This is a genomic window from Bradyrhizobium sp., from assembly GCF_049798375.1.
GTDB lineage: Bacteria > Pseudomonadota > Alphaproteobacteria > Rhizobiales > Xanthobacteraceae > Bradyrhizobium.
Genome location: NZ_JBARGP010000753.1, coordinates 1 through 6547 on the forward strand (window position 1 = coordinate 1; position 6547 = coordinate 6547).

At 62.7% G+C, this 6547-nt stretch carries 5 protein-coding genes; 3 read left to right on the plus strand and 2 right to left on the minus strand.

Features of this window, described 5'->3' with window-relative positions:
* Both WA702_RS28975 and WA702_RS28980 read left to right on the plus strand, forming a co-directional pair.
* The coding region (locus WA702_RS28975) for a tetratricopeptide repeat protein (RefSeq protein WP_425113966.1) at positions 1–1523 on the plus strand (1523 nt) is incomplete at its 5' end.
* A gap of 176 nt (positions 1524–1699) precedes the next feature.
* A complete protein-coding gene (locus WA702_RS28980; RefSeq protein WP_425113967.1) occupies positions 1700–2080 on the plus strand; it encodes a hypothetical protein in 381 nt (126 codons plus the stop codon).
* Between the two features lie 195 nt (positions 2081–2275).
* Here WA702_RS28980 and WA702_RS28985 read toward each other — a convergent pair whose 3' ends face one another.
* Positions 2276–3604 carry a trypsin-like serine protease gene (locus WA702_RS28985; RefSeq protein ID WP_425113968.1) on the minus strand — a complete coding sequence of 443 codons (1329 nt, stop codon included), beginning with the start codon at positions 3602–3604 and terminating at the stop codon, positions 2276–2278.
* Between the two features lie 327 nt (positions 3605–3931).
* Between WA702_RS28985 and WA702_RS28990 the strand changes: the two genes are divergently transcribed.
* Entirely contained in the window at positions 3932–5500 is a 1569-nt protein-coding gene (locus tag WA702_RS28990) for a hypothetical protein (RefSeq protein WP_425113969.1), read from the plus strand.
* A gap of 312 nt (positions 5501–5812) precedes the next feature.
* On the opposite strand, the gene WA702_RS28995 is transcribed toward WA702_RS28990, so the two are convergent.
* The coding region (locus WA702_RS28995; RefSeq protein WP_425113970.1) for an adenosylhomocysteinase at positions 5813–6547 on the minus strand (735 nt) is incomplete at its 5' end.

Here is a 6547-nt window from a genome sequence, read left to right on the forward strand (position 1 = left end):
GCGGGGAGGCAACGGTGACGAACTCGGAAGTCTCCAGCGACCGACCGAACAAATCGGCATCCGAAAATGACCCACTGAACAAAAAGCCATCTGACAGCGAGCCACCGGGCAAACCAGCATCGACACTCAACTTTAGGGGTTTCCTCCGGGCGCGATTGCAGCTGATCGGCGGAGCACTCGCTTCGATTGCTGCTATCGGCGCGATCGCGGGTGGTCTCGTCGGCTACTGGACTGCGTGGAAGACGCTTAGCACCGACGTTTTTCCGGACAAGCAAAAAACGCAGAGGGAAGCTACGGCCCGGCCCGACATTACTCCCCGCTTGTCACTCGTCGTACTGCCGTTCGCAAACGTCAACAACGATCCGGAGCAGGACTATTTCGCTGATGGCATTACGACCGATCTGACAACCGACCTCGCGCAAATGCCGGGCGCGTTCGTTATCGGACGCGGAACGGCGTTCACGTACAAGAACAAGCAGCTTGATCTCAAGATGCTCGGCAAGGATCTTGGAATTCGCTGGGCCGTAGAGGGCGCGGTGCAGCGGGCCGGAGATCAGGTTCGCATGAATGTGTCGCTTGTCGACCTGTCAACTGGCCGCGATGTCTGGTCGGATCGTTTTGACGGCGATCGTACGAATCTTGCAGCGTTGCAGGAGCAGGTAACGGCGCGACTCGCCCGCTCTCTTAACGTCCAGCTCGTCGAGGCCGAGAGTCGACGGAGTCAAATGGATCATTCCGCGAACGCGGATGCGGTGGATTTCAGCATGCGCGGCTGGGCGAAAATCTATGAGCCCGGGGGCAAGCTAACGAACGCGCAGGCAAAGAACTTGTTCGACAGCGCGCTGCGACTCGATCCGGACAACATTGACGCAATGCTCGGGAAAGCGTGGTGCATGGCCCTTGCCGTGCTCAACGGATGGTCTGCGTCCGTTACCGAAGACAAAACGATCGCGACCAGCCTAATTGACCAAGTTCTTGCCAAACGCCCGTGGAGCGCAGATGCGCACATAGCGAAGGGAAATATCTTGATCTACGGAAATCCAGAGCGAGCGCTGCCTGAATACGATGCAGCCTTGGAAATCGATCCTAACTCGCCGGTCGCGTACGCCACAAAAGGCATCGCACTTGTCACGGTAGGACGCGCGCGTGAAGCGTTCGCCCCAGTTCAGATTGCTTTGCGCATTAGCCCCAAAGATACGCTTGCTGGCACTTGGCATTTCTACCTCTGCCATACTCACGTGCATTTGCACCAATATAACGAAGCGGTCGAGGAATGCCGGCGCTCGATTAATCTGAACAAACTGAACTGGTTGCCCTATGCGGATCTGGTTTCAGCTTATGGAGCAACGGGTCAATTGGAAGCGGCCCAGCAAACGTTGATCGAATTGAATGGCATCCGACCGGACTTCTCGGTGCATTGGTTCCGTCAAATTGGTTACGCACGTTCCAGCAATCCGCAGTTTCGTCGTGAGTACGACGACATCATCGATGGACTTAGAAAGGGCGGCGTTCGCGAACAATGAGTCACAAGTATCTTCGGTAAGCTTGCTTACGCCAGGACAAGAGATGCGAAGGTCTCCTTCTGGCCCATCTCGGACCTTCCGACCGGCGCGGGAGATGTCCGCTATTGGGGTCCACTCGGAAGCAAGCCGTTTTGAACGTGAAGGGGCGCTAATGACCCGGAGCCACCATACCGACGTTGAAGCATCTTTCCTTTATGGCGGAAGCGCCCGATATTCGGAGGATGATCGAGCTTCGTTCGCCCCTCCAGATTGATCCCGATCCGAAAGGCGGCTGGCAACTTATCCTTTGGGCGGGAGCCGCCTTCGATTACACCACGCCATTCCGCGCTTTGCTCGGCGATATAGCGGAAGCGCTTGGGCAAAACCGTGAAAATGATCTGTGGCTGCCGCCATATGAAGTCGGAGAGGACTTCGTCGAAGGCACGCTCCGGTTTGGAAGCACGCTCCTTCGGATCTACTATGAACACTCACTCAGCTATCTTGCCTTAACGAGCGATAGCGAAGGTGCCTTGCGGGAGGCGGCTGACCGCATTCGGAGAAGCGCCCAAGTCGCCTGAACTCCAGCGAGGAGGGCATAGACCTGCGGTCGCACAGCCTTCGGGGCAAAGGCATCTCGCCTTGTGGCTCGCTGCTGACTTCCGGGCCGGCCCCGAAAATGTCCGCTCACCCTGTCTGACGGGAAGTCATCGATTCTGGAGCGAAACGTCAGACATCGATCGGCAACGAGGTCTCCATCGCACGGCGCGCCCTGCTCACCGCACCGGCGCCGCCTCTGCCGCAGCTTCCTGCCGCACCGCTGCCTCGAACTGGCTGGCAGAGGGCGCGAACATCAGCCGCGTTTCCTCCTGGAAGGCCGAGAACAGGCCGGTTACGACCGGGGCGCCGTCGATCTCGACCAGGACCGGCGAGCCCGAATAGCCGAAATTGGCGAGGCATCGGACCATCAGGAGCCGGCTGTCGCGGGTGCGCTCGGCCTGGCAATTGCGCTGCATGGTCGGGGAATAGCGCCGCTCCTCGCCATAGCCGATCTCGGAGATCGCGCCGGCCTCGGTCGCAGCCTTCAACTGCTCCGGCGCCAGCGCCCTCACCGCGACCGGCCGCGCCGGAATCGGCTCCCGCAACACGATCAGCGCCCAATCCGCCGGCGAGCGGTCGAGCGTCCATCTCTCCCGCAACGTCGGGACGAATTCCTTGGCGATGACGAAGCGCTCCGCCGCGGCGGAAGACGCCGGCGTTCCCTTGTCCATGCCGGCCAGGAAGTGGACGCTGCTCGGGGTGATCGGCGCGGTGCCGTTGAACAGGCAATGCGCGGCCGTCAGCACCAGGCGGGGCGCGACCAGGGTGCCCGTGCACTGACCGCCCGTGGAAAAATGCGCAACCGCCACGACGCCGATCGCCGAGGCCGGCCAGGTCGTGGCGTCCGCGACCTCACCGAGATGACGGTCGAGTCCAAGCAGGTCATCCGCGCCCGGATTGACGACGGTGGCAATTGCAGATTCAGGCTTCGGCTTCCATTGCGCGACGATCGCCTGCGCCTGCGCCCGCTGGGCCTCCGTCAGCGGCAGCCGCTGCACCGTGCGGCCCGCCGCGCGGACGCCACCCTGCCCCGCCATCACGATCCAGGCGTAGCCCTGCACGACATCCCGCACCAGGCCACGGCCGTCCAGCAGCATCAAACCCAGCATGTATTGCGACGAGGCGAAGCCCTGCGCGGCGGCGCGGCTGAACCAGCGCGCGGCCTCCTCTTCGTTGGGCCGAACGCCCTCGCCGTTGACATATGCGAGGCCGAGAAAATGCTGCGCCACGCCGAGCCCCTGATCCGCAGCCTTGCGATACCAGACGATCGCCTCCGCCGGATTGCGCTGAAAGCCCCAGCCATACGCATGCATGAAGCCGACGTCGAACTGCGCCCGCGCATCGCCCTTCTCGGCCAAAGGCGCGAGACGCTTGAGCGCGGCGGCGTACTCGCCCCGGTGCGCAGCCGCGACAGCCTCGTCGAGTTCGCCCGCCGCGGCCGGCACGGCAAGCCCCAGTGAAACGACGACCAGCAAGGCGAGGAAGGCGAAAACTCTGTTGATCATGTGCGTCCATTTGCGATCGGTCACACATCATGCGATCGGCTGACGACGCGATCAAGACGGCGGCAGCGCGCGTCACCGCCCGGCGTGTCGAAAGGCCGGCTGCGCACAAAATAGCGGCTCGCGCAAGCCGGTATTTGCGCTTCCATAGCCGCCGAAATCATGCGGAAATCGCCTGCAAGGATACGTTGCATTCAGGCAACGGTTCCCCGAAAAGCCCAGCCCGACGTGCTCGATGCTCTTGCACGGTTGTCTGTGATCCTAACAATCGACCGCGTTGGCATGATTGGCTGCGTATCTGGCTCGGACGGATCACGGGAGGCTTGGATCATGAATGCACGATTTGCCGCGGTGGCGCTGACAAGCGGCCTGTCGGTCGTCCTCGTGAGCCAGCTGTTCCCCTTGCCGACCTTGGGAAGCCTGGTGGAGGTCGATAACCGAAGTCGCATCCAGGTCGCAGACGGCAGCGCATCTTCGACCGACCGTGCCGTGAATACTGTCCAAACACGGCAGGTCGATCCGTCACCGTCAGCGGATCAAGCACCGCAGGCCCACGACGTGCCGCAGGCAGAGCAGCCGCCGCGGGCAGAACAAGCGCCATGGGCAGAACAAGAGGTGCTGGCAGAACAAGCGCCTCAGCCCGACAACGCGCGGCTTGCAGACAACGCAACGCAGGCCGACGAGGCGCAGAAGGCCACGGACGCAGCGGCGGTCGAGCTGCCGCGCATGGCGGATGTGCCGCAAGCAAACCAAACCGCGGCGCCGATCGACGCGCCGCGCGCGCCCGAAGCACCCCAGTCGACCGACGCGTCGCCTGCGGCGGCATCGCCGCCAGTTGCAATGGCAGAGATCGTGGAGACGCCGGGCGCCGCGATGTCGCTCCCGGACGCCGTCAGCGACAGCGCCTTGAATCGCACCGATGCGCCCATCGTGTCTGCGCAGGTCGCCTCGGCTGCCGACACCACCGATGCGGCTGTCGCGGACAAGCCGCGGGCTTCCGATACGCGCCAATCGCGCGTGACGCTTGCATCGGCCGATCCGACCGAGAACCTGCCCGCTGAGACCGCCAAGCCGGATGCGCCCAGCGCGCAGGAGCACGCGCCCGACACGGCGACGCGCGTCGACTTCTTTGCCGATGACGAGTGCATCGCCGTCAACGCCTGCATCGATCGCTATCTCTGGTCGCTCTATCAGCGTGCGCCGAAAGAAGACAAGATGAGGGTCAGCGAGCAGCGCGCCGTGACCATCAAGCGCAAACGCAAGATGGTCACCGTCATGCGCACCTTCACCCGGCTGGTCGACGAGAATTTTGCCTGGAAGGACGAGGCTGCCTCCAGCAAGGCCGGCATGACGATGGAAGACTACGTGATCGGCGGCATGGACCGCGCCTTCAAGGTGAAGCTGTTCCACGTGCTGTACGCGGCCGAGGAAGCCGGCCTGTCGCCGGGCATCACCAGCGCGTTCCGGGACGACTATCGCCAGTCGATCGCGAGCGGCCTGAAGGCGGCGAACAACCGGTCTTATCATGGCGGCAGCCTGCGCGGCGGCTACGGCCATGGGCAGGCCGCCGACATCGTCAGCACCAAAGGCGGCACGCGCGCGGAACGCTGGGCATCGACCGAGATGCTGTGGAAATGGGTCGACGTCCATGGCAAGGACTTTGGGATTGGACGTCCCTATCTCGGCTATGATCCGCCGCATGTCGGTGCGATCGACGGTCAGGAGTACATCTCCAAGCGCGGCGGCCGTGACACCACCCGCGAAGCCCGCGCCGAGGCAAAGCCGCGCAAACAGGTCGCCGCACGGCACGAGCGCGCCTCGGCCAAACGCGCAAAGGTCGCGTCTGCGAAGGGCGGCAAGGTCCGGTCGGCGCGCAATACGCATGCGCGGGCGACTTAGGGCATGATGTGTGTGGTTGAATCGAAACAACAGGCAAGGCCTCGGTTCACCTCTCCCCAACGGGGAGAGGTCGATCGCGTAGCGATCGGGTGAGGGGGCACTGCTCTCTCGATAAAGCGTAAACCCCTCGCCTGGATTGCATCTGGCGATGAAATCCGACCTCTCCCGATGGGAGAGGTGGATCTCCGGGAAGCATTAGACCGCCATCATTTCATTGAGCGAGGTTGCCGGCTCCGAGGTTGCATCAGCGCACATAAGCAAATGGCCGGGGCAATGCCCCGGCCATCGTGTTTCACGCAATCGCGCGAGCGATCAGTAGCGGTAGTGGTCCGACTTGAACGGGCCTTCCTGCTTGACGCCGATATAGTCGGCCTGGTCCTTGCGCAGCTTGGTCAGGTTAACGCCGATCTTGGCGAGATGCAGCATCGCCACCTTCTCGTCGAGCGACTTCGGCAGCACATAGACTTCCTTCTTGTACTTGCCGTCCTTGTTGTTGGCAAACAGCTCGATCTGCGCCAGCGTCTGGTTGGTGAACGACGCCGACATCACGAAGGACGGATGGCCCATCGCGTTGCCTAGGTTCACGAGGCGGCCTTCCGACAGCAGGATCATGCGCTTGCCGTCGGGGAAGGTGATCTCGTCGACCTGCGGCTTGATGTTGTCCCACTTCATGTTCTTCAGGGTCGCGACCTGAATCTCGTTGTCGAAGTGGCCGATGTTGCAGACGATGGCGCGATCCTTCATCGCGCGCATGTGCTCGATAGTGATGATGTCCTTGTTGCCGGTGGCGGTGACGAAGATGTCGGCGCGCGGCGCGGCATCTTCCATGGTCACCACCTCATAGCCTTCCATCGCCGCCTGCAGCGCGCAGATCGGATCGATTTCGGAGACCATGACGCGGCAGCCGGCCTGGCGCAGCGAGGCGGCCGAGCCCTTGCCGACGTCGCCGAAGCCGGCGACCATCGCGATCTTGCCCGACATCATGACGTCGGTGCCGCGGCGGATGCCGTCGACCAGCGATTCACGGCAGCCATAGAGGTTGTCGAA